The sequence below is a fragment of the Gordonia sp. PP30 genome, from assembly GCF_023100845.1.
Classification (GTDB): Bacteria; Actinomycetota; Actinomycetes; order Mycobacteriales; family Mycobacteriaceae; genus Gordonia.
In genome coordinates, this window is the sequence record NZ_CP095864.1 from 3,125,913 (window position 1) to 3,147,719 (window position 21,807).

The 21,807-nt window shown below is 70.4% G+C and carries 21 protein-coding genes; 6 read left to right on the plus strand and 15 right to left on the minus strand.

Features of this window, described 5'->3' with window-relative positions:
* Window positions 1-149: 149 nt before the first annotated feature.
* Window positions 150-827: a chymotrypsin family serine protease gene (locus MYK68_RS14445; RefSeq protein WP_247864374.1), complete on the plus strand. Its 678-nt coding sequence runs from the start codon at window positions 150-152 to the stop codon at window positions 825-827.
* A gap of 119 nt (window positions 828-946) precedes the next feature.
* Here the strand turns inward: MYK68_RS14445 and MYK68_RS14450 are convergent, their stop codons facing one another.
* The 12 genes from MYK68_RS14450 to MYK68_RS14505 form a co-directional block, all read right to left on the minus strand.
* Window positions 947-1,555, minus strand: coding sequence for an MBL fold metallo-hydrolase (locus MYK68_RS14450; protein WP_247864375.1), 609 nt, complete (start codon window positions 1,553-1,555; stop codon window positions 947-949).
* Window positions 1,555-2,670, minus strand: coding sequence for an S-(hydroxymethyl)mycothiol dehydrogenase (locus tag MYK68_RS14455; RefSeq protein WP_247864376.1), 1,116 nt, complete (start codon window positions 2,668-2,670; stop codon window positions 1,555-1,557). The genes MYK68_RS14450 and MYK68_RS14455 overlap by 1 nt, the downstream gene beginning before the upstream one ends.
* Window positions 2,671-2,772: 102 nt before the next feature.
* Window positions 2,773-4,470: a putative nucleotidyltransferase substrate binding domain-containing protein gene (locus MYK68_RS14460; protein WP_247864377.1), complete on the minus strand. Its 1,698-nt coding sequence runs from the start codon at window positions 4,468-4,470 to the stop codon at window positions 2,773-2,775.
* A 91-nt stretch (window positions 4,471-4,561) separates the two neighbouring features.
* Window positions 4,562-5,239, minus strand: coding sequence for a GntR family transcriptional regulator (locus MYK68_RS14465; protein WP_247864378.1), 678 nt, complete (start codon window positions 5,237-5,239; stop codon window positions 4,562-4,564).
* Entirely contained in the window at window positions 5,236-6,693 is a 1,458-nt protein-coding gene (locus MYK68_RS14470; protein ID WP_247864379.1) for an FAD-dependent oxidoreductase, read from the minus strand. The genes MYK68_RS14465 and MYK68_RS14470 overlap by 4 nt, the downstream gene beginning before the upstream one ends.
* The gene (locus tag MYK68_RS14475; protein WP_247864380.1) at window positions 6,686-6,961 is read right to left on the minus strand and encodes a (2Fe-2S)-binding protein; all 276 of its coding nucleotides are present in this window, start codon (window positions 6,959-6,961) and stop codon (window positions 6,686-6,688) included. The genes MYK68_RS14470 and MYK68_RS14475 overlap by 8 nt, the downstream gene beginning before the upstream one ends.
* Complete coding sequence (locus tag MYK68_RS14480) at window positions 6,954-8,123, minus strand: NAD(P)/FAD-dependent oxidoreductase (RefSeq protein ID WP_247864381.1); 1,170 nt, start codon at window positions 8,121-8,123, stop codon at window positions 6,954-6,956. The genes MYK68_RS14475 and MYK68_RS14480 overlap by 8 nt, the downstream gene beginning before the upstream one ends.
* Window positions 8,120-9,121, minus strand: a complete 1,002-nt coding sequence (locus tag MYK68_RS14485; RefSeq protein WP_247864382.1) for a proline racemase family protein — start codon at window positions 9,119-9,121, stop codon at window positions 8,120-8,122. The genes MYK68_RS14480 and MYK68_RS14485 overlap by 4 nt, the downstream gene beginning before the upstream one ends.
* Complete coding sequence (locus MYK68_RS14490; protein WP_247864383.1) at window positions 9,118-10,578, minus strand: aldehyde dehydrogenase (NADP(+)); 1,461 nt, start codon at window positions 10,576-10,578, stop codon at window positions 9,118-9,120. The genes MYK68_RS14485 and MYK68_RS14490 overlap by 4 nt, the downstream gene beginning before the upstream one ends.
* Before the next feature lie 28 nt (window positions 10,579-10,606).
* Complete coding sequence (locus tag MYK68_RS14495; protein ID WP_247864384.1) at window positions 10,607-11,605, minus strand: ornithine cyclodeaminase family protein; 999 nt, start codon at window positions 11,603-11,605, stop codon at window positions 10,607-10,609.
* Between the two features lie 4 nt (window positions 11,606-11,609).
* Window positions 11,610-12,509: a dihydrodipicolinate synthase family protein gene (locus tag MYK68_RS14500; protein ID WP_247864385.1), complete on the minus strand. Its 900-nt coding sequence runs from the start codon at window positions 12,507-12,509 to the stop codon at window positions 11,610-11,612.
* Window positions 12,510-12,811: 302 nt separating this feature from the next.
* Window positions 12,812-13,252: an SRPBCC family protein gene (locus tag MYK68_RS14505; protein WP_247864386.1), complete on the minus strand. Its 441-nt coding sequence runs from the start codon at window positions 13,250-13,252 to the stop codon at window positions 12,812-12,814.
* A gap of 166 nt (window positions 13,253-13,418) precedes the next feature.
* Between MYK68_RS14505 and MYK68_RS14510 the strand changes: the two genes are divergently transcribed.
* The gene (locus MYK68_RS14510) at window positions 13,419-13,685 is read left to right on the plus strand and encodes a type II toxin-antitoxin system Phd/YefM family antitoxin (RefSeq protein WP_247864387.1); all 267 of its coding nucleotides are present in this window, start codon (window positions 13,419-13,421) and stop codon (window positions 13,683-13,685) included.
* Window positions 13,686-14,096: 411 nt separating this feature from the next.
* Here MYK68_RS14510 and ilvC read toward each other — a convergent pair whose 3' ends face one another.
* The 3 genes from ilvC to MYK68_RS14525 form a co-directional block, all read right to left on the minus strand.
* Complete coding sequence (ilvC, locus tag MYK68_RS14515) at window positions 14,097-15,110, minus strand: ketol-acid reductoisomerase (RefSeq protein ID WP_247864388.1); 1,014 nt, start codon at window positions 15,108-15,110, stop codon at window positions 14,097-14,099.
* 70 nt (window positions 15,111-15,180) lie between these two features.
* The gene (gene ilvN, locus MYK68_RS14520) at window positions 15,181-15,681 is read right to left on the minus strand and encodes an acetolactate synthase small subunit (protein WP_247864389.1); all 501 of its coding nucleotides are present in this window, start codon (window positions 15,679-15,681) and stop codon (window positions 15,181-15,183) included.
* Window positions 15,681-17,588 (minus strand): acetolactate synthase large subunit, encoded by a 1,908-nt coding sequence (locus MYK68_RS14525; RefSeq protein ID WP_247864390.1) that lies wholly within the window; start codon window positions 17,586-17,588, stop codon window positions 15,681-15,683. Before MYK68_RS14525 ends, ilvN begins: the two co-directional genes overlap by 1 nt.
* A gap of 297 nt (window positions 17,589-17,885) precedes the next feature.
* On the opposite strand from MYK68_RS14525, the gene MYK68_RS14530 reads away from it, so the two are divergent.
* The 4 genes from MYK68_RS14530 (at window position 17,886) to MYK68_RS14545 (ending at window position 21,739) form a co-directional block, all read left to right on the plus strand.
* Window positions 17,886-18,326 (plus strand): PH domain-containing protein, encoded by a 441-nt coding sequence (locus MYK68_RS14530; protein WP_247864391.1) that lies wholly within the window; start codon window positions 17,886-17,888, stop codon window positions 18,324-18,326.
* A gap of 434 nt (window positions 18,327-18,760) precedes the next feature.
* On the plus strand, window positions 18,761-20,101 hold the full coding sequence (gene mgtE / locus MYK68_RS14535; protein ID WP_247864392.1) for a magnesium transporter: 1,341 nt from the start codon (window positions 18,761-18,763) through the stop codon (window positions 20,099-20,101).
* Window positions 20,102-20,259: 158 nt separating this feature from the next.
* Window positions 20,260-20,958: a MerR family transcriptional regulator gene (locus MYK68_RS14540; protein WP_247864393.1), complete on the plus strand. Its 699-nt coding sequence runs from the start codon at window positions 20,260-20,262 to the stop codon at window positions 20,956-20,958.
* A complete protein-coding gene (locus MYK68_RS14545; protein ID WP_247864394.1) occupies window positions 20,948-21,739 on the plus strand; it encodes a hypothetical protein in 792 nt (263 codons plus the stop codon). The genes MYK68_RS14540 and MYK68_RS14545 overlap by 11 nt, the downstream gene beginning before the upstream one ends.
* The last annotated feature ends 68 nt before the right edge of the window (window positions 21,740-21,807 follow it).

A 21,807-nucleotide genomic window follows, 5' to 3' on the forward strand; every position in this document is an offset into this window, starting at 1 on the left:
GCCAGGTATATTGACCGCGGTGTCTCATTTCTGTCACAGCCCGATAGCGCTGTGCTTTCCGATGACGGGGATCGGCGAGACCTTCACATAGAGTGAGGCAGTCCCATGCTCCGGCCGCTGTGCCGGGGACAAGCGAGCGGAGTAGTTACATGAAGAAGACCATCCTGGTCTTCGCGGCGGTTTTCGCCGCGATCATCGCCCTGGTGGGCGTCGGACAGGGCACCGCGCAGGCCGCACCCCCGAAGACGGCGGTCGGCGGCGGTACGCCCATCCTGATCCTCAAGGGCGGCAACAACGCGGCGGCGTGCACCGTCACCGCCGTGGGCCGGCCCACCTCGGGCAAGCACCGCGGCGAGCTGATCGCCCTGACCGCAGGCCACTGCGGCAAGGTGGGCCAGCGCGTGCTGTCCGAGCAGTACCCGAACCGCGGTGACATCGGCAAGTTCGTCGTGAGCGACGACGACCTGGACATCGCCGTCATCCAGCTCTACCCGGACAAGGTCCGCCCGGTCCGCACCGTCGGCGGCGTCACCATCACCGGCATCAGCACCGCACCGGTCAACTTCCCGACCGTCATCTGCAAGGAGGGCCGCACCACCGGTCACACCTGCGGTGTCACCTGGTTCTCCGACAACGTCGCGCACTTCTCGCAGATGTGCGTGATCGAGGGCGACTCGGGCAGCCCGGTGGTCGTGGGCACCAAGCTGGTCGGCATGGTCAACGCCTACTACTTCGTCTCCTGCCTCGGCCCGGAGACCGGTACCAACATGAACGTCATCATGAAGCGCCTGAACCAGCACGGCTACGGCAACTTCCGCGTCGTCTGACCGACGCCGCACAGCAGACGACGAAGGGCGGTCCGGGGCTCCCCGGCCGCCCTTCGTCGTTTGCGTATCCGGTCACGGAGTTCTGCCGCGTCCCGCGGTCCGGGGCTCGAGGGCGGCGGTCAGCCGAGGAGGGCCTTCTCGGCGCCGATGGTGGTGTCGTCGCCGTGGCCCGTGTGCACGACGGTCTCGTCCGGGAGGCCGTAGAGACGATCGCGGATCGACTCCTCGAGCACCTCGCGGCTGGAGAACGACCGGCCGGTGGCGCCCGGGCCGCCGTGGAACAGGGTGTCGCCGGTGAACACGGCGCCCAGGTCCGGCGCGTAGAGGCACACCCCGCCCGGCGCGTGGCCGGGGGTGTGGATCACCGTCAGCGTGGTGCCGCCGACTTCGATCTCCTGCCCGTCGGCCAGGTCCGCGTCCCACGACCGGCCCGGGTGGGTGAGTTCCCACAGCGGCGCGTCGTCGGGATGCAGCCAGATCGGGGCGCCGGTCGCCTCGGCCAGCTCCGGCGCGTAGCGGACGTGGTCGTCGTGCGCGTGGGTGCAGACGATGGCGAGCACCTTCCGGTCGCCGACGACGTCCAGGATCTCGGAGACCGAGTGCGGGGCATCGAGCACGATGCACTCGGTGTCGTCGCCGATCACCCAGACGTTGTTGTCGACGTCGAAGGTCTCCCCGTCCAGGCTGAAGGTGCCGGACGTCACCGCGTGGTCGACGCGTGCCGGCATCAGAGGACCACCACCGAGCGCAGCACATCGCCGTGATGCATCTTCTCGAACGCGGCCTCGACGTCGCCGATGCCGATCTCCTCGGTGACGAAAGCGTCCAGGTCGAGCCGGCCGTTCCGGTACAGGTCGACGAGCATCGGGAAGTCCTTGCTGGGCAGGCAGTCGCCGTACCAGCTGGACTTGAGCTGCCCGCCGCGGCCGAAGACGTCGATCAGCGGGATCTCCGGGACCTTCATCTCCGGGTTCGGCACGCCGACCAGCACCACGGTGCCGGCCAGGTCGCGGGCGTAGAAGGCCTGCTTCCAGGTCTCCGGGCGGCCCACCGCGTCGACGACGACGTCGGCGCCCTCGGCGCCCGGGTAGTACTTGTCGCAGATCTCGGCGATGGCCTCGACCGGATCGACCTTCGACGAGTCGACGGTGTGGGTGGCGCCGAGTTCCTTGGCCTTCTCCAGCTTCTTGGCGTCGATGTCGACCGCGATGATCGGCATCGAACCGGCCAGCGAAGCACCGGCGATCGCGGCGACACCGACGCCGCCGCAGCCGATCACTGCGACGGACTTGCCGCGTCCGGCCTCACCGGTGTTGATCGCCGCGCCGAGGCCGGCCATCACGCCGCAGCCGAGCAGCCCGGCCGCGGCCGGGCTGGCCTCCGGGTCGACCTTGGTGCACTGTCCGGCGGCGACCAGCGTCTTCTCGATGAACGCGCCGATGCCGAGCGCCGGGCTCAGCTCGGTGCCCGCACCCTCGCCGTCGGCGATGGTCATCTTCTGCTCGGCGTTCTTCGAGTTGAAGCAGTACTTCGGCTCGCCGCGGCGGCAGGCGCGGCACTCACCGCAGACGGCGCGCCAGTTGAGGACGACGAAGTCGCCCGGCTCCACCTCGGTCACGCCCTCGCCGACGGTCTCCACGATGCCCGCGGCCTCGTGGCCGAGCAGGAACGGGAACTCGTCGTTGATGCCGCCCTCGCGGTAGTGCAGATCGGTGTGGCAGACACCGCAGGTCAGGATCTTCACGACGGCCTCGCCCGGCCCGGGGTCGGGCACGGTGATGTTGACGAGTTCCACCGGTGCACCCTTGGCGCGGGCGATGACTCCCTGGACGACCTGGCTCATAGATACCTCTCCTTCATGTGGTCATGGTTCATGATGTTGCATTATGTGATGCCTAGTTGCAGTATGTGCTGCCACCGGCGGTCTGTGCGGGAAACGGTCCGGTCAGCGTTTACCCGGCCGTAGCCCGCCGGGCAGTCGCACCTTCTTCTCCGGCTTCTTGTCGGCCGCCGCGACGGCGGCCGGCGCGGGCGAGGTGACCGGCGGCTTCCCGGCCGGCTTGCCCTGATCGGCCAGGGCCTGACCGGAGACCATGTGCGCCACCCGGCCCATGTGCCGCTGCACGGTGGCGATCTCCCGGACCGTCTGCTCGATGACGCTGCGCTCAATGGGGGTCAGCTCATCGAGGTCGATCAGGTCGTCCGGCGTCCGGCCCTCCTCGGTCTGCCGCAGCTGATGCTCGAGGCGGAGCAGCTGGAGCTCGTCGAACGCCTCGACGAGGCGGCGGGCGGACCGGTCGGACAGCACCTTGGACCCGGCGGCGACACGCAGCCGGTTCGTGGTGTGCAGTTCGGCCGAGCCGACGCTCAGGGCCGCCCAGCGTGCGACGTTCACGATGGGCAGCAGGCCGCGGGCCTTGATGTCGAAGGTCTCGCCGCGGCCGGTGATCCGGTCGCGCACCGACATCAGCCGGGCACGGCGCGAGAGCGAATCGATCAGCAGCAGTTCGACGGTCGCCGGGTGACTGTTGAAGTCGCTGAACACGCGGGCCGGTTCCGGCAGGCTCGGATCGCCGAAGATGGGCCGGGCGTCGACCATCAGGCACGCCATGATGGTGCCCTGGTTGGCCTGCGGGTTGGCCAGCCAGCCCTGCGCCGCCGCCCGCCACTGCGAATGCGTGCGGGAGAAGCCCTTGTGCGACGGGAACGCGCGATTGGCATCGATACTGATCCCGCACTCGGTGAGCACCTCACCCACCGCCGCGAACGCCTCCCGGTAGCTCGGGATCTCGTCTTCGTACTCGTCGGCGAAGGTGACCGCCGCATCGACGTCGGACGAGATCACCGCCTCGCGACGGCCGTTGCTGCCGAGGGAGAGCCACGTGAACGCATCGACGGACAGGTCGTCGCGCTCGGCGAAGACCAGGGTGATGGCGCGCCGGATGATCGAGTCGACGATCGCCGAGTTCACGGTGATCACACGATCGGCGGCCAGACCGCGCGCGAGCAGGTCGCCGAGCATCGCCGGCACCCGCCGGGCGTGGCGGATCAGGTCGGCGACGGTGTGGGACTGGCGGATCTGCTCGTTGATGCTGACGCCCGCGGTGGTGGGCGCGAGCATGAAGTCACGCTCCCCGACCGCGCCGACCAGCCGGCCGTCGTCGCCCTTCACCAGGAGGAATTCGACGTCGCGGTCGAGCATCTCGATCAGCGCGTCGCCGGTGGGCATGATGCGGGGCACCGTGGCGGCGGGGAACGCCATCACCTCGCCGGCCGGGGTCTGCCGGGACAGGCCCTCGGCGAGGACCCGGCGGCGCAGCGCCTCGTCGGTCACCAGACCGAATCCGCGATCCCCGGCATGCACCGCGGCGTACGGGAGCGCCCGTTCGGTCATCCGCCGCGCCACCTCGGTGACCGGCGTCGCCTCCCCCACCACCAGCGGCTCCTGCTGCACCAGGTCGGCGACGAGTGTGTAGATCGGCTGCGCGGCCTTGAGTCCGCGCACCCGCGTGATGTGCTCGGACAGGAACCGGGCGCCACCGCGCGAGGTGAACGCACCGATCGCCACATCGACCGGCAACCGCACCACGGTCGTCGCGGTGTCGGCGACCGCTCGCGGGCCGACCGGCTCCTCGGCGAGCACCGCGGTGAACCCCAGCGCCGCACCGCGCCGGTAGCGGTCGGCGGGTCCCTCGGCGACCCACCGAGTCAGCGGGCGAGAATCCGCCCGCCGCCTACGACGTGGCCCAGCGGCCGCGGGTCTGGCTGATGTGCTCGCGCAGCAGCACCTCGACGGCCGCCGGGTCGTGGGCCGCCAGCGCGTCGACGATGGCGTAGTGCTCGCGCGCCGACTCGGTCAGCTGGCCCGATTCGGCCAGACCCGCCAGGCCGAACAGCCGGGTGTTGGCGCGCAGTTCGGAGATCACCGCGACCGCGCGCTCATTGCCGGCGTACCCGAGGATGCGCAGGTGGAACGCGCGGTCGGCCTCGGTGTAGGCGACCAGGTCACCGGCCGCGGCGTTCTCCACGATCGCGTCGGCCAGCGCACGCAGCTCCGGGAAGTCCTCGTCCGGGATGGCGAGCGCGGCCTGCGCGGTGAGCACCGGCTCGATCAGCATCCGGAGTTCGGTGATGTCGTCGAGTTCGGCCTCGCCCACCTCGGTGACCCGATAGCCCTTGTTGGGCACGGTGGTGACCAGGTTCTCGCGCACCAGATCGAGCATCGCCTCCCGGACCGGTGTCGCCGACACGCCGAACCGCTCCCCCAGCGCCGGGGCCGAGTAGACCTCGCCCGGGGCCAGTTCACCGGAGACGATGGCCGCCCGCAGCGCGCGGGTCACCTGCTCGCGAAGACTGAGCGTCGCGAACTGGCGCAGATTGGTGATGTTCACCGTCGCCTCCGCCCCGCTCATTCGCTCGCCCCGGCCAGTTCGCCGACCGTGATCGGCGCGGCGATGGTGCGCTTGGCGACCGACGCCAGCTCCGGCGCGCCGGGCACACCGTCGCGGGCGGTGATGCAGGCGGTCGCGAAGCCGCAGACCCGGCCCTGGCACCAGCCCATCCCGGGCCGCGCGACGAGCTTGGCCAGGCGCGGGTCGTCGGCGCCGAGGTCGTCGTGCGCCGTGCACAGGTCGCCGTAGCTCACCTCCTCGCAGCGGCAGACGACGGTGTCGGACCGCAGCAGTTCGGGCCAGTGACCGGGCACCGGGTGCGCGGTGTGCATGGCGGCGGCGAAGCGCCGTCCGTTGCCGATCTTCCGGGTCAGCCGCCGCACCGCGCGGGCATCCGGCGCGGCGAATCCGAGGTCGTCGGCGACGGTCAGACCGGCCAGCTCCCCCTCGGCGAGGGCGAGGGCGGCGCCACCGACACCGGTGGCCTCACCCGCCACGTAGACGCCGTCGACGCCGGTCCGCTGCCGGTGATCCACGACGGCCACCAGCGATCCGTCGACGTCGACCCGGGTCGACGCACCGGCCGCGAGCACCAGCTCCATCGACGGGGTGAAACCCCAGCCGAAGGCGACCAGGTCGGCCTCGACGGTGCGCGCCGATCCGGGGATCACCCGGCCGGCGGCGTCCACCCGCGCCAGGCGGGCCGCGGTGACCCGATCGTCGCCGGTGATCTCGGTGACCACCGTTCGTGTCTTGTAGGGGATGCGGTGACGCGCGAGGTGATACGCGTATTCGACGCCCTCGAGGGCCTTGCTCGGCACGGCCGCCGCGTCGAGCGGCCGGCGGGACCAGCCGCGCACCACCCCGGCGGCCTCGCAGACCGCGACCACGTCCGCGCCGGCCTGGGCGAGCCCGGCCGCCACCGGAAGCAGGAAGGGCCCGGTCCCGGCCACCACCGCGCGGGTGCCCGCCAGGCTGCGGTTGGCCTTCAGCAGCGCTTGCACGCCGCCGGCGGCCATCACGCCGGGCAGGTCCCAGCCGGGCACCGGCAGCTGCCGGTCGTACCCGCCCGGGCACAGGATCACCGCGCACGCCGCGACGCACTCACCGCGTCCGGCACCGGCGAACGACCCGGTCAGGTGCAGGGCGAACCTCGACCGGTCCGCGGTCGGCGGCTCCAGGAACCAGACCTGCCGGGAGAAGTGCTCGTCGATCCGGCCGCGGCCCGGACCGTCGGTGTGCTGGGCGCGCAGCCGCGCGCGCAGCGCGGTGAACCGCGTCCACAGATGCTGTCCACGGCCCTCGTCGGCGACCGGAACGTTCTCATCGGGGTGCCGCCAGAACTGACCGCCCGGCTGGGCGGCGGCATCGATCAGCGCCACCCGCATGCCGGCCTCGGCGGCCGCGACCGCCGCCGCCAGTCCGGCGGGCCCGGCGCCGACGACCGCGACGTCGTACGTCTGCTGTTCAGTCACGCGAATCCACCTCCCGGATACCGCCGCTCTCGCAGGTCATGCCCGCACGCGCCGGAACCATGCACGCGCGCTGATTCGGCGCGCCGTCGACCGTCAACAGGCAATCGAAGCACACCCCGATACCGCAGAACAGGCCGCGGGGCGCATCGCCGAACCGGGTGTTGCGCCACGACCGGACACCGGCGTCGATGAGCGCCGCGCCGACGGTCTGGCCGGGACGCGCGTCGATCGGCCGGCCGTCGAATGTGAAACGGGCGGTCTCAGGCATGTGCCACCTCCTGCAGGGTCGCCCGGTCGGCGGCGAACGGGGTCAGGTCGAGATCGGTCGGCGCGCCGGTCATCGCCTGGACCAGCAGCTTCGCCGTACCGACGGACAGGCCGATGCCCGCACCCTCGTGTCCGGCGGCGTGCCAGAGGCCCGGCGCGCGCGGATCGTCGCCGATCACCGGCAGATGGTCCAGGCAGTACGGCCGGAAGCCGAGGTACGAGCGCATCACCGACACCTCGCGTAGCGCCGGGTACAGGCGCAGCGCCTTGGCCGCGATCTCCCGGATCGCCGGGAGCGACGGCGCGCGGTCGAAACCGACGCGTTCCCGCGACGAACCGATCAGGACGGTGCCGCCGCGCGTGCTCTCGATCACCGTGGACGTCTGGAGTCCGGCGTCGCTGCTCTGTGTGCTGGCGACGTATTCGCCCGCGTACACCTTGTGGAACACGGTGGGCGGAAGCGGTTCGGTGACCAGCACGAACCCGCGGCGCGGGAACACCGGCATCGAGATGCCGGCCAGCGCCGCCACCTCGCCGGCCCACGCGCCTGCGCAGTTCACGACGATCGGCGCGGCGATCGTGCCGCGGCCGGTGACCACGCCGGTCGCGGCGTCGCCGGAGCGGACCAGACCGGTCACCGGGGTGTCGGTCAGCACCGTCGCCCCGCCCTCGCGCGCCATCCGCAGCAGGTGGGCGGCCAGCAGCACCGGCTGCACCTGGCAGTCCTGCGGGTAGTAGGCGGCGCCGGCGATGTCCCTGGTCAGATGGGGTTCCAGCGTCGGCACCTCGGTGAGCGGGACGTCGTCGACGACGACCCCGGCAGCCCGCTGCCGGACCGTCAGCTCGGCCAGTCCGGCCTGTCCCGCGTCGGTCGACGCGACCACCAGACCGCCCTTGAAGTCGAACTCCCACAGTTCCCGGTACTCCAGCAGTTCACCGGCCCACAGGTCGTGCGAGTAGAGCGCCAGATCGAGCTCCGGACCGGCCTCCTTGTCGGAGACCAGCAGGTTGCCCTCGCAGGCGCTCGACGAGCCGGAGACGATGGCCCCGCGCTCCACGACGGTCACCGACAGCCCGGCACGCGTCGCGTACCAGGCGACGGCCGCGCCGACCGCACCCGCCCCGATCACCACGACATCGGCGGCGACGCGGGCGGCGCTCACAGCTCGAATCCCGTCGGGAAGGGGTCGGTCGGGTCGAGCATGTACTGCGCGGTGCCGGTGATCCAGGCGCGGCCGGTGATGGTCGGAATCACCGCCTCGAAGTCGCCGACGGTGGTGGTGTCGACCAGCCGACCGGTGAACCGGCTGCCGATGTACGACTCGTTCAGGAAGTCGGTGTGCAGCGGAAGTTCGCCGCGGGCGTGCAGCTGCGCCATCCGGCCGCTGGTCCCGGTGCCGCAGGGTGAACGGTCGAACCAGCCGGGATAGATCGCCATCGCGTGCCGCGAGTGCTTCGCGTCGCTGCCCGGTGCCTTCAGGTAGACGTGGTGGCAGCCGACGATGTCGGGCCGCTCCGGATGCACCGGCCGGTCCTGTTCGTTGATCGCGTCCATGATCGCCAGACCGGCGTCGAGGAGCCGCTGCTTGGCGGCGCGCTCGAAGGGCAGGCCGAGCGAGTCGAGGTCGACGATCGCGTAGAAGTTGCCGCCGAAGGCCATGTCGTAGCCGACCTCGCCGTAACCCGGAACGTCGACCGTGCGGTCGAGCCCGTACGCGAACGACGGCACGTTGCGGATCGTCACCGATTCGGCGCGGCCGTCGGTCACCGCCACCTCGCACACCACCAGCCCGGCCGGAGTGTCGAGACGGATGGTGGTGACCGGCTCGGTCACCTCGACCATCCCGGTCTCCACCAGCACCGTCGCGGTGCCGATGGTGCCGTGACCACACATCGGCAGCAGTCCGGAGACCTCGATGTAGAGGACGCCGTAGTCGGCGTCCGGCCGGGTCGGCGGCTGCAGGATGGTGCCGCTCATCGCCGAGTGGCCGCGCGGCTCGCGCATCAGGAGCAGGCGCAGGTCGTCGTTGTTCTCCATGAACCACGTGCGGCGCTCGGCCATCGTCGCGCCGGGGAACACGCCGACCCCGCCGGTGATGACGCGGGTCGGCATGCCCTCGGTGTGCGAGTCCACCGCGTGGTAGACGTGCGACGTCCTCACTGCCCCGGACCCGCCTGGAGCACGCCGTCGATGCGGCGCGGAGCCGGCACGGTTTGATCGTCGCGCAGTTCCCCGGGCAGCAACTGCTGCGGGAAGCCCTGCCAGGCGACCGGCCGGACGAAGCGGGTGAGGGCGGCCGTGCCGACCGAGGTGGTGCCCGATGCGGTGCTGGCCGGGTACGGCCCGCCGTGCTGCTGCGCGTAGGTCACCGAGACGCCGGTGGGCCACTGGTTCCAGAGCAGGCGGCCGGCCTTGCGGGCCAGGATGTTCGCGAGCGGGCCGACGATCGCGTCGTCGTCCTGCGCGGCGAGGGTGGCGGTGAGCTGACCGTCGAGCGCGCGGGCCACGTCGAGCAGCTGGGCCTCGTCGTCGTAGTCGACGACGACGGCGGTGGGCCCGAAGCACTCGACGAAGATCTCCTCGAAGTGCGCGAGCAGGTCGGCGGCGGCGGTGGCCAGCAGGGTGGCCGAAGGCGGGTCGACCTCGCCGCCGCCACCGGCGAGCACGGAGACGTCGTCGCGGGCGGCGAGTTCCTCGCGGGACTCGTGGTGACCGTCGGCGATACCCGGGTTGAGCAGGCGGTGCCCCTCGGGAAGAACGGCCGCGCCGAGCTTGGCGGCCAGACCGGAACCGGCAGGCACCAGGAACAGGCCGGGCTTGGTGCAGAACTGGCCCTGGCCCATGGTGAAGGAGGCGACGAAGCCGTCGACGATCTCCTGGCCGCGCGCCGCCGCGGCGGCCGCGGTGACGAAGACCGGGTTGACGCTGCCGAGTTCGCCGTAGAACGGGATCGGCTCGGGGCGCGACTGCGCGAGGTCGAACAGCGCGCGGCCACCGGGGATGCCGCCGGTGAAGGCGCCGGCCTTGACGGCCGGATGGGTCAGGGCGGCGCGGCCCTCGTCCTGGGTGTGGATCACGCTGAACAGACCCGCGGGCGCACCCGCGGCGGCGAGGGCGTCGACCACGATCGCGGCGGTCGCATCGGACAGATCCGGGTGGCCGCGGTGGGCCTTGTAGATCACCGGGCAGCCGGCGGCGAGGGCCGAGGCGGTGTCGCCGCCGGCGACGCTGAACGCGAACGGGAAGTTCGACGCGCCCCAGACCACGACCGGTCCGAGCGGCACGCAGGTGCGGCGCAGGTCCGGGCGCGGGGCCCCCATCGGCCAGTCGGCGTCGGCGTGGTCGACGCGGACGTCGAGGTGCTCCCCCGCCGCGGCGACATCGGCCAGCAGACGCAGCTGGAAGGTGGTGCGCTTGAGCTCGCCGCGCAGGCGGCCCTCGGGGAGGTTGGTCTCGCGCTGGGCGATCGGGACGAGCGTGTCGCCGGCCGCATCGAGCGCATCCGCCACGCCGTGCAGGACGCGGGCGCGGCCGGCCGGGTCGTAACCGGCCCATTCGTCCCCGGCCGCGACGGCGGCGGCGACCAGGTCGTCGATCTGCGTGGAGGTGGTGCTCATGAGCTTGGGTCTCCTACTCGAAAGGGGATCAGGATGGATCAGCGGGCGGGACGTCGCGACCGGCGCGGCCGGCGTGATGGCGCTGATAGATCGCGGAGGCGACGACCAGGTCTTCCCACGACATGCCGACGCCGGAGAACACGGCGGGGGCGCCCGGGCGGCGCCGGAAGTTCCCGGTCACCAGGTCAGCGAGGTTGGCGAGCGGTTGCCCGGCCCAGTCTTGGACCGAACGCGCCCGCAGCAGATTGCCGGACTCGCGCATGGCGGCCCCGCGTGCCTCGACGACGACGTCGGCGCGCAGCACCAGCTCGGGCGGCAGTTCGGCGTTGTCCGGGCCGTGCACGCCCATCGCCGCGATCACCGTGTCGGGGCCGACGAGGGCATCGTCGAGAACCGGCTCGGTCGAACTGGTGGCGGTGAGCACCACCTCGGCGGTGCGGACGTCGTCGGGCGTGCCCGCGCGGACGCGCAGGCCGTCACCGGTGGCCTGCGCGACGAGCTCGTCGACCCGGTCGGGGCGACGCCCGATCACCGCGGCGTCGATCGGGCCGAGCACCGTCCGCATCACATGCAGGTGGCGCAGCGCCTGCGGTCCGGTGCCGTACACGACCACCCGCAGCGGCCGGTCGTACTCGCCGAAGCCCTCGCCCGGGCCGGCGTCCAGCAGCCCGCGGACGGCCAGGACGGTGACCGCGGGCGTCCGGAGCAGCGTGAGCTCCGGGCCGTCGAGCAGGATCAGCGGAGCGAGGTCGTCGCTGCTGAAGAGGGCGTAGACACCCTGGATCTTCGGCTTGCCGCGCGCCGGATTGTCCGGCGCGACGGTCAGCAGCTTGACGCCCGAGTACTCCGGGTCGCGGCCCGGCATGAGCAGGAACTCGCCACCCGGCGCGGGCGAGAACAACCGGGGGTCGTCCAGTTCGGGGTCGACGCGTCCCGACGCGAGTGCGTCGTAGAGGAAGTCGACCGCGTCGGCCTCGGACGCGAGCTCGGTGAGTCGCTCGGCGTTCAGGAAGTCCAGGGTGCCCATTGCCTCAGTTGTACCCGGCCGCGAGGGCGTTCTCGGTCGCCTTGGTGACCTGCGCGGTGATCTCCGGCGACAGCGGGGTGCGCGGCGGGCGGCAGATGCCGCCCTTGCGGCCGACCATGTCCATCGACAGCTTGATGGCCTGGACGAACTCGGTCTTGGAGTCCCAGCGCAGCAGCGGGTGCAGGTCGCGGTACAGGCCGAGCGCCTCGACGGCGTCGGTCGGGTTCCCGGAGGTGGCGAGGTCGTACAGCTTCTTGCAGGCGTTCGGGAAGGCGTTGGTGTAGCCGGAGACCCAGCCCACCGCGCCGGCCAGGCCGACCTCGAGGAGCACGTCGTCGGTGCCGATCAGGACGTCCAGCTCGGGGGCCAGTTCCTTGATCTCGTAGACGCGGCGGACGTCGCCGGTGAACTCCTTGACGCCCTTGATGTAGCCGAGGCCGTGCAGCTCGGCGAGCAGGTCGGGCTTCATGTCGATCTTGGTGTCGAGCGGGTTGTTGTAGGCGACGATCGGCAGCCCGACCTCGGCGACGCGACGGTAGTGGTCGACGACGGCCTCGCGCTCGGCGCGGTAGGTGTTCGGCGGCAGCAGCATGATCGACTGCGCGCCGGCCTCGGCGGCCTGCTCGGCGGCGCGGACGGACTCGAGGGCGCCGTAGGCGCCGCAGCCGGCCATCACGCGGAAGCCCTCGGGGGCCACCTCGGTGGCGATGCTGACGACCTTGTAGCGCTCCTCCGGGGTCAGGGTCTGGTACTCGCCCAGCGAGCCGTTGGGGGTGACGCCGTCCATGCCGTTCGCGGCGAGCCAGGTGACCTCGTCGGCCCAGGCATCCCAGTCGATCGAGAGGTCGTCGTTGAAGGGCAGGGCGGTGGCGACGTGGATTCCGCGCCAGGGCTGCTGGGTCATAGGTGGCCTCCTGAAATTCGGCGGGGCTTGATGTCTGTCATGTGACATTGCATATGTTGTGAACTGGCTCTTTCTTCGAGCGCATGCCCAATCTAACAATGCCATTGCACTGTCACAAGACCTTTGCGGAATCTCCCCGCACCGCCGCCGAGCGCCGATGCCCCGGAGACGACGTTCGCCGTACCCCGGTGCGCGGCGTCGGCACCGGGATACGGCGAATCATGCAGGTGACGGGCCCGAGGCCCGGGGTGTGGACGACCGCCGCGGAGGCGGCGGGGCCGTCGAGACTTTTGACTCGGGGATCAGCCCTCGGTCTTCTCGCGCACCACCTTCTCGGTGTGCTTCACCGCCTGGTCGGCGAACGGTCCCATCAGCGGGCTGAGGATCTTGCCCGCCAGGCCGCCGGGCAGCGAGTACCGGAACACCACGTCGAGCTTGGTGGTCCCCTCCTCGTCGCCGTCGCTGAAGCTCCACCGGGTCGCCGAGCTGAGTCCGGAGACCGACTCGAGGCTGATCAGCTCGTTCTCCACCCACTCGGTGCACTTGGTTCGCGACTTCAGCTCCTTCGGACCGATCTTGATCGCGGTGTCGAAGACCGCGCCGAGTCCTTCGGTCTGGTCGGTGACCGGCCGGAACTTGCTGATGCCGAAGAAGTAGTCGGGCACATTCTGGTAGTCGTTCACGTACGCGAACACGGTCTCGCGCGGCGCCTTGACGACGGCGGAATGGCTGACTTCGCCCACTGGAAACTCCTTGACTCGGATGTGCCGCCGCAGATCACGGAGGCCGGACTGCCATGGTAACGGTCGTTGTCACATGCCTGGGCTCCCACCGGCATCAGACACCGTTGCCGACCACCCTGTGACGAAGAGCTAGAATATCTACATCCTTGATTCGTGAGGTACTTCTATGACGATCCGGATCAGTGTCGCGCAGCTGCGCCAGCATCCGACCGCCGCTTTCGACGCCGTCGAGCATGGCGAGGAAGTGCTCATCACGCGAAATCGGCGAATAGTCGGCAAACTCGTCCCTATCGGCGAGCCACGGGCACGAGTCACCGCCGAGCAGGCCAAGGCCGTGTACGCGGACGCCCCGCTCAGCGATGACTCCTGGGTCTCCGAGGTAGACACGGCGCGCGCAGAGTCCACCTCGCGAGATCCGTGGGCTCCCGGGTGATCGGCCTGTTCGACACCAACATCGTGACTACAGCGGCGGCTCGGCCACTGCCCGAGTTGACCGGCTTTGATGATCTCGTCATCAGCTCCCCGACCTGCTTCGAGCTACGGGTGTCACCTCCCGACTCGAAAGCGGCGTTTCGACACCGGCTCGGCTGGCGCCTCGCCGGGCTCAACGGGCGGGCCGGGCTCAACGGGCGGGCCGGGCTCAACGGGCGGGCCGGGCCGGGCTCAGCGGGCGGGCCGCCGCGATCCCCGGCCTCGAGGTGATCGAGCGCTGATGCGAACGGCCCCCGGGTCCACATGTCGTGGACGCGGGGGCCGGGGGATCTCGACTCCGCTCGATCAGCGGGGGTGCCGCTCGATCAGCGGGTGCCGCTCGATCGGCGGGTGCCGCTCGATCAGCAGATGATCAGGCGGTCTCGGTGATCGGGCGATCGACCCAGCTCATCAGGTCGCGCAGCTGCTTGCCGGTGACCTCGATCGGGTGCTCGGCGTTCTGCTTGCGCAGCGCCTCGAGCTCCTTGTTACCGCCCTCGACGTTGGCGACCAGGTGCTTGACGAAGGTGCCGTCCTGGATCTCGGCCAGGATCTCCTTCATGCGCTCCTTGGTGCCGGCGTCGATCACGCGCGGGCCCGACAGGTAGCCGCCGAACTCGGCGGTGTCGGACACCGAGTAGTTCATCCGGGCGATGCCGCCCTCGTACATGAGGTCGACGATCAGCTTCAGCTCGTGCAGGCACTCGAAGTAGGCCATCTCCGGCTCGTAGCCGGCCTCGACCAGCACCTCGAAACCGGTCTTGACCAGCTCTTCGGTACCACCGCAGAGCACGGCCTGCTCACCGAACAGGTCGGTCTCGGTCTCTTCCTTGAAGTCGGTCTTCAGGACGCCGGCGCGGGTGCCGCCGATGCCCTTGGCGTAGCTGAGCGCGAGCGCCTGGCCCTCACCGGTCGGGTCCTGGTGCACGGCGATCAGCGCCGGGACACCCTTGCCGTCGACGAACTGACGGCGGACCAGGTGACCCGGGCCCTTCGGCGCGACCATCGCGACGGTCACGTTGGCCGGCGGCTTGATCAGACCGAAGTGGATGTTCAGGCCGTGCCCGAAGAACAGCGCGTCGCCGTCGTTCAGGTTGGGCTCGATGTCCTCGGTGAAGATCTTGGCCTGGCTGGTGTCCGGGGCCAGCAGCATGATGACGTCGGCCCACTCGGCGGCCTTGGCCGCGGTCATGACCTTGAGACCCTGCTCCTCGGCCTTGGCGCGCGACGGCGAGCCCTCGCGCAGGCCGATCGCGACGTCGACGCCCGAGTCGCGCAGCGACAGCGAGTGCGCGTGGCCCTGGCTGCCGTAACCGATCACGGCGACCTTCTTGCCCTGGATGATCGACAGGTCGGCGTCGTCGTCGTAGAACTTCTCCACTGCCACAGTGAATTCCCTTCGGATGTGCTCCACCGCACGGGGGAGCGTTGATGTGTGCTTGCTATTGATTCTGGACTCAGCGGTTGACGGACATGCTCTTGGGTCCCCGTCCGAGGGTGACGCCGCCCGACTGGGCGATCTCCCGGATGCCGTACGGGTCGAGCATGCGCAGCAGCGCTTCGAGCTTGTCGGAGGTGCCGGTGGCCTCCACGGTCACCGACTCCGGCGCCACGTCGATCACCTTCGCGCGGAACAGTGTCACCACGTCGAGGATCTCCGCGCGGTTGGTCGCGTCCGACCGCACCTTGACCAGGAGGAGTTCGCGGGAGACCGAGAAGTCCGGGTCCTGTTCGACGATCTTGATGACGTTCACCAGCTTGTTGAGCTGCTTGGTGACCTGTTCGAGCGGGAAGTCGTCGACCGAGACCATGATCGTCATGCGCGACATGCCCTTGATCTCGGTCGGGCCGACCGCGAGCGAGGTGATGTTGAAGCCGCGGCGCGAGAACAGGCTCGCCACCCGGGCCAGCACGCCCGGCCGGTCCTCGACCAGGACGCTCAGCGTATGGGTGCTCATTACGAGTCGCTCCCTTCGGATGCCTCGTCGCGCGGACGGGCGATGGTGTCGTGGATGTCCGCCGGGGTGTCCCCGGCCGACTCGTCCTCGTCGAACAGCGGCCGGATGTCCCGGGCCGCCATGATCTCGTCGTTGCCGCAGCCGGCGGCGACCATCGGCCACACCTGGGCGTCCTTGCCGACGATGAAGTCGATCAGGACGGGGCGGTCGTTGATCTCGCGCGCCTTGGCGATCGCCTCGGCGACGTCCTCCTCGCGGTCGACGCGCATCGCGACGCAGCCGAGGGCCTCGCCGAGCTTGACGAAGTCCGGGATCATCCGGGAGTGCGTCGCCAGATCGGTGTTGGAGTAGCGCTCGTCGTAGAACAGGGTCTGCCACTGGCGGACCATGCCGAGGTTGCCGTTGTTGATCAGCGCGACCTTGATCGGGATGCCCTCGATCGCGCAGGTGGCCAGCTCCTGATTGGTCATCTGGAAACAGCCGTCACCGTCGATGGCCCACACCTCCTTCTCCGGCGCGGCGGCCTTGGCCCCCATCGCGGCGGGGACGGAGTAGCCCATGGTGCCCAGTCCCCCGGAGTTGAGCCAGGTGCGCGGCTTCTCGTACTTGACGAACTGCGCGGCCCACATCTGGTGCTGACCGACGCCGGCGACGTACACCGCGTCCGGGCCGGCGGCCTTGCCGAGCTGCTCGATGACGAACTCCGGCGACATGGAGCCGTCGGACTGGCCGTCGTAGCTGAGCGGGTAGGTCTTGCGGATGTCGTCCAGGTACGTCCACCAGGCGGTGAGGTCGGCACGGGTGCCGCCGGCCGCGCCGTCGTTCCGCAGCTCCTCGATGAGGTCGACGATGACGTTGCGGACGTCGCCGACGATCGGGACGTCGACCGGCCGGTTCTTGCCGATCTCGGCGGGGTCGATGTCGGCGTGGATCACCTTGGCGTCCGGCGCGAACGAGTCGAGGCGGCCGGTGACGCGGTCGTCGAACCGGGCACCGAGCGTGATCAGCAGGTCGCTGCGCTGCAGGGCGGCGACGGCGCCGACGCTGCCGTGCATGCCGGGCATGCCCATGTGCAGGTCGTGGCTGTCCGGGAAGGCACCGCGCGCCATCAGCGTGGTGACCACCGGGATCCCGGTCAGCTCGGCGAGTTCGAGCAGTTCCGGCGCGGCGTCGGCCTTGATCACGCCGCCGCCGACGTACAGGACCGGCTGGCGGGCCTGGGAGATCAGGCGCGCGGCCTCGCGGACCTGCTTGCCGTGCGGCTTGGTGACCGGACGGTAGCCGGGCAGGTCGATCTGCGGCGGCCAGGAGAAGGTGGTCTGGGCCTGCAGGATGTCCTTCGGGATGTCGACGAGGACGGCGCCGGGGCGGCCGCTCTCCGCGATGTAGAAGGCCTCGGCGATGACGCGCGGGATGTCCGCGGCGACGCTCACCAGGAAGTTGTGCTTGGTGATCGGCATCGTGATGCCGGAGATGTCGGCCTCCTGGAAGGCGTCGGTGCCGATCAGCGCGCGGCCGACCTGACCGGTGATGGCGACCACCGGGACCGAGTCCATCTGGGCGTCGGCCAGCGGGGTCACCAGATTGGTGGCGCCCGGGCCGGAGGTGGCCATCATGACGCCGGCCCGACCGGCGACCTGCGCGTAGCCGGTCGCGGCGTGTCCGGCGCCCTGCTCGTGGCGGACGAGGACGTGGCGCACCTTCTGCGAGTCGAGGAGCGGGTCGTAGACGGGGAGTACAGCACCGCCGGGAATGCCGAACACGGTGTCGACACCGAGCTCTTCGAGAGTCCGAACGACGGACTGGGCGCCGGTCACGCGCTCGGGGGCCACGGTGCGGCCGGAGCGCAGGGATTCGGTCGACGGCGACTGCGGCCGCGCCGACCCGCGGGCTGTTGGAGTGCTCACTGCTGGAGTCCTCATCCTCTTGGTCCTGACAAGAAAAAACCCCCGACAGCTACAGGCTGTGCGAGGGGCGCGTCGATGAAGTTCGAAAGGTCTGCGAAGTGACCGATCAGGCGTAGACGCGCCGACCGATTACTACGAGAAGGTTCGTATTCATCACGGTCACAAGGTAAGGCAGCGGTCCGCGCCGCGTCAAATCCCCGGCGAGGGACACGGCGGGAGGTCGTCACCGGGGAGAGGGAGGCCGTCGCCGGGCGAGCGGGACGACGGGGGAACTTCGTCAAGTGACACAATGGAGTCGTGCCTGATCCCGCTTCCGCCCGTGCCACGACGGCCGCCGACACCGCGACCTTCGCGATCTCCCGGCTCGCGTACCTGACGATCCTGGTGACCATTCTGCTCGCCATCATGATGATGGGCGTGTCGGTCGCCGGCTTCGGCTGGATGCTGGCGCTGCCGGTGCTGCAGATCTGGTGGATCCACCGGATCAAGACCGTGGCCGATCGCGACGGCCTGACCGCGGTGCACACCGTCGGCACGAGCCGCCTGGAATGGTCGGAGATCGACGGCCTGCGTTTCCCCAAGTGGGGCGCGGCCCGCGCTGTCCGGCCGGACGGCTCCGCTGTACGACTGCCCGCCGTCACCTTCGACGATCTCCCGGTCCTGTCGAAGATCTCCGGCGGTGCGCTTCCCGATCCGTTCGCCGCCGAGCGCGAGGCCCGGCTCGCCGCGCAGGACTGACCCCGCAGCGATGACCGCCGCTCCCCACCCGGCGCCGCCCGCGCCGGGCGCTCCGGGTGATGCCGAGTCGCCGGGGACCGCCCCGCTGAATCCCTGGTCCGTCGCGGCGGCGGTGGTCACGACCACCGGGATCGCGTCGACCTTGCTCGGCGCGCTCGGCGGCACCTTGGTCCTGCTGGTGATCCCGGGCCTGTTCCTCGGCATCCAGGGACTCGGGGCCCGATCGGGCCGGTCGCCGTCGCCACCGCGCCACCACACCGCTCTCGGGGTTCGCGATCGTCGCGGGCGCGCTGATTCTGCTCGCTCCCCTGCTGTGGCTTCTCTGCGTGATCGCCTACATCGGAGTCTTGGCCGTCGCCGCGTAACCGGTCGGCCCCGGGACGTTCACCCCGCGGCCACGGTTCCTTCCACCGGCGTACGCGACAATCGACGGCATGTCCGCCGCCACGACGCTCCGCTCGCTCGACGACGCCCTCCGGGAACGCGATCTCACCGCCGCGTCGTCGATCCTTCTCCCGCTGGCCCCGCAGGAGGCCGCGGCGCTCCTCGAACAACTCGCCCCACGCCGCCGCTCCATCGGCTTCCGGCTGCTGGCGAAGGAGCAGGCCCTCGCCGTGTTCGACGACCTCGACGCCGACACCCAGGCCGTGCTGATCCACGAGCTCGGGACGACCGAGGTGGCCGCGGCCTTCGACATCCTCGAACCCGAGGACCGCGCCGCGCTCCTCGACGAGCTGCCGGCGTCGGTCGCCAAGCAGCTGATCCGCGGCCTCTCCCCCGAGGAGCGTGAACTGACCGCGGTGGTCCTCGGCTTCCCGCGCGGCAGCGTCGGCCGCCGGATGAGCCCGGAGTTCATCCACGCGTTCGCCGACGACACCGCCGCGACCGTGCTCGACCGGGTCCGGGCGCGCGGCCACGAGGTGCAGTCGATCTACATCGTGCCCGTCGTCGACCGGTCCCGGCGGCTGCTGGGTGTCGTGAGCCTGCGCGACCTGCTGCTCGCCGACCCCGGCGCGCCCGTCGGGCCGATCGCGAAGCCGCCGATCTACGCGCACGCCGACGACGAGGCCGAGCCCACCGCCGAGCGCTGCGTGGACCGCGGGATCTCCGCCATGCCGGTCGTCGACGCCGAGAAGCGGCTGGTCGGCATCCTCACCCTCGACGACGCGATCGAGATCGTCGACTCCGCCCGCGACGTCGACGAGGCACGCGCCGGTGCACGCGAACCGCTGCGCGAGTCGTACCTGTACGCGTCGATCTTCGCGATCACCCGCTCGCGAGTGGTGTGGCTGTTCGTGCTGGCCGTCTCGGCGATCCTGACCGTCAACGTGCTGGAGATCTTCGAGGGCACACTGGAGCAGAAGGTGGCCCTGGCCCTGTTCATCCCGCTGCTCACCGGGATCGGCGGCAACACCGGATCGCAGGCCGCGACCACGGTGACCCGCGCGCTGGCCGTCGGCGAGGTGGCCCCGCGGGATGCGTTCCGGGTGGCCGGCAAGGAGATCCGGGTCGGTCTGACGATGGGCGCCGCGCTGGGTGTCGTGGGCTTCGGCGTCGCCTGGCTGGCCTACGAGTTCGAGATCGGCGCCGTGATCGGCCTGACCATCGTGTCGGTGTGCACCATGGCCGCCACCGTCGGCGGCCTGATGCCGCTGGTCGCGAAGACCATCCGCGTCGACCCGGCCGTCTTCTCCACCCCGTTCATCTCCACCTTCTGCGACGCCACCGGCCTGATCATCTACTTCATGATCGCCAAGGCCGTGCTGGGCATCTGACCGCGCCGCGTGACGCCGATTCACAGCCGCGTCGACCGCGACCACCGCGGCTGTGATCGAGTGCCTCACCTATGCCAGCTCGAGGCGAGACCGGGACAACAGCGACACTTCACCAGGTGATATTGCTTCATATGTTCCAATAAGAGAAGATATGAAGCATGACCCGGATGACCCTTGATGAGGCCGCCGAGGCACTCGGCGTCGGGCGGCGGCGTGTCGCGCAACTCGCGCACGCCGACCGGCTCGGTCCCGTTCACAGGGTCGGCCGCAATCTGCTCCTCGACGCGGTGGCGGTGCAGCGATTCGCCCAGACACCTCGTGCTCACGGCCGGGTCTTCACCGCGCCCGCCGCATGGGGGGCGCTCGACCTGCTGTCCGGTGGACGTGCACCGTGGCTGGCGGCGGACCGTCGCTCCCGGGTCCGCACCGTCCTGCGCAAGTCCTCGGCCGACGATGTCGTGCGATTGGTCGCCGACCGAGCACGGGCGCATCGCTTCCGCGCCGTCGGTGAGATCGCCGACGACCTGCGTGCGGCCGTCGTACCGACCGGAACGTCCGTCGACGCCGATCGGCTGTACCGTCTCGGCCTGTCGGCCGTCTCCGACGGAACGGTCGACGGCTATCTGACCGCGGACCGCCTGCCCCGCTATGTCGCCGAATTCGGCCTCATTCCAGACGAGTCGGGTGCCGTCACCCTCCGGGCCGTCGTCTTCGGCGAGCCGTTCGCCGATGGCCGACTCCGCGATGCCGCGATCGCGGTCGATCTCGCGGAAAGCCTCGATCCCCGGGTGCGTCGTTCCGGACTCGGCTGGCTGGCACGACTACTGGCCGATTTCGAGACCGGCGATGACCGCTGATCGCGAGACCTGGACGGTCCCCACCCCGGCCGGCGGTTGGGATCAGACATGGCGGCTCGTGTCCGAAGTGCTGTCGGTCTCTCCCCACACCGACTGGACGATGATCGGCGGGCTGATGGTGCAGGTCCATGCCGCGCATGCCGGTCTGCCGTTGATCAGACCGACCAACGACGTCGACATGCTGCTGCACATCGAGACGGGGGCGACGACGTTCAGCCGCACTCGCTTCGCGGTCGAGTCCATCGGTTTCGCCCTCCAGCCTCCCTCGCTCGGAGACTCGGTTCATCGGTTCGCGCGCGTCGACCCGTCGACCGGAGCCCGTGACCAGATCGACGTGATGGTCGCCGACCATGCCGCTCCACGGGTGCTGCCGCCACCGGTCCGCGGATTCCCGGTATTCGCCGTACCCGGAGGCACCGCGGCTCTGCGCCGCACGGTGAATTGCGTCGTGCACGTCGACGGGAGAGCCCAGACGATCAGCGTCCCGGACTCGCTCGCGGCACTCGTCCTCAAAGGGGCCGCGTATATCGCCGATCATCGCGACGGTGACCGCCATCTGACCGACGCAGCGATCCTCGCCGCGGCGATACGAAACCCTCGTCGAGAGCGGTCACGCATGCGCGGCAGCGACGGCCGACGGATCGCGGCGCTCGCCGGCGCGCTCTCCGACAGCCGCCACATAGCGTGGCGCGCGCTGGATCCCACTGTCGCGCGCCACGGCCACGACGTCATCGAAATCCTTGCCCGGCCCGTAGAGCCCGGACCTGTGTCTCCCTTCTGAGCACCACCCAGCCGGGACGCGAAATCATCATCGCGGTGGGCGCGTAAACTGGACCGGTACCGGATTTC